This is a genomic window from Pseudocitrobacter sp. 73 (genome assembly GCF_008369545.1).
Classification (GTDB): Bacteria; Pseudomonadota; Gammaproteobacteria; order Enterobacterales; family Enterobacteriaceae; genus Pseudocitrobacter; species Pseudocitrobacter vendiensis.
Window position 1 is genome coordinate 1 of record NZ_VTZO01000082.1, and the last position, 447, is coordinate 447.

The 447-nt window shown below is 47.7% G+C and carries 1 pseudogene; it reads right to left on the bottom strand.

Annotation, left to right across the window (positions count from 1 at the left end):
* Positions 1-318: pseudogene (locus tag F0Q32_RS25855) on the bottom strand (transposase); the annotation flags it as partial.
* Positions 319-447 lie beyond the last annotated feature (129 nt).

Consider the following 447-nt stretch of genomic DNA (forward strand, 5'->3'; position numbering starts at 1 on the left):
TGCGATGAACCCCGAACACATGGCAGAGAGTGGCCACAGGATAACGCGCCCTGAGTTTCCCGAGTATCGAGAACTGTTCAGGGAGTCTGACATCAAGAGCGAGGTAGCCTTTTTTAATATGTCATTTTCCATTTCAATACGTTGTAGCTTTTTCCTGAGCTCACGGATTTCAATTTGTTCCGGGGTAATGGGGGAGGCTTTTGGTGTTTTGCCCTGCCGTTCATCACGTAATTGTTTCACCCATCGCGTCATTGTGGAAAGGCCGACATCCATAGCGCTGGCTGCATCTGCCACGGTGTAGTTCTGGTCATCGACCAGTTGAGCTGATTAGCGTTTAAACTCTGTGCTGGAATTTCTTATTTTCATTATGACACCTGCGTTGTTCTGAGGTGAGCATATCACCTCTGCTCAGGTGGCCAAATTCAGTAAACCACATCATATCAGCCT